Annotated in this window: 1 protein-coding gene; it reads left to right on the top strand. The window is 64.1% G+C overall.

What is annotated here, in order from left to right; all coding sequences use genetic code 11:
* On the top strand, positions 1-576 hold a 576-nt coding region (locus CF68_RS06190), incomplete at both ends, for an MFS transporter (protein ID WP_035816797.1).

The raw sequence follows: 576 nt of genomic DNA, 5'->3' as shown, positions 1-576 counted from the left end.
TGTTTGTCGGCGAACACGTGCCGAGCCGGCATTACGGTTTCGGCATCGGCACGCTGACCTCGGGCATCACCGGCGGCATTTTGCTGGGTTCGCTCGTTGCCGTCGCCATCAATCGCCATTACTCGCCTGAGCAGGTGAGCGATTTCGCCTGGCGCATCCCCTTCATCCTGGGCGGCGTGTTTGGACTGGCATCGGTGTACCTGCGCCGTTTTCTGCACGAGACACCCGTGTTCCGCGAGTTGGCTAGCCGCAGCAACCTGGCGCGCGAACTGCCGATCCGCACCGTGCTGCGCGAGCACCGCTCGGCCAGCCTGTTCGTCGCATTGCTGACCTGGGTACTTTCTACCTCTATCGTCGTGGTGGTGCTGTACACGCCCGCCTACCTACAGAAGGTGCACCACATTCCCGCCGCGCTTGCGCTCGAGACCAATGCCTTCGCTACGCTCGCGCTGACCATCGGCTGCGTGATCGTCGGTTGGGCGAGCGACCGCATTGGCACGCGCGCCGTCATGCTGATCGGCTGGGGTGGCCTGTTCGTGACCGCTTACCTCTTCTACGACAGCCTGCCCGGCACGC

Origin of the sequence: Cupriavidus sp. SK-4, assembly GCF_000611125.1 — a bacterium.
GTDB classification, from domain to species: Bacteria; Pseudomonadota; Gammaproteobacteria; order Burkholderiales; family Burkholderiaceae; genus Cupriavidus; species Cupriavidus necator.
The sequence above is the reverse complement of the archived record's forward strand: the minus strand, read 5'-3'. Positions and strand labels throughout refer to the sequence as shown.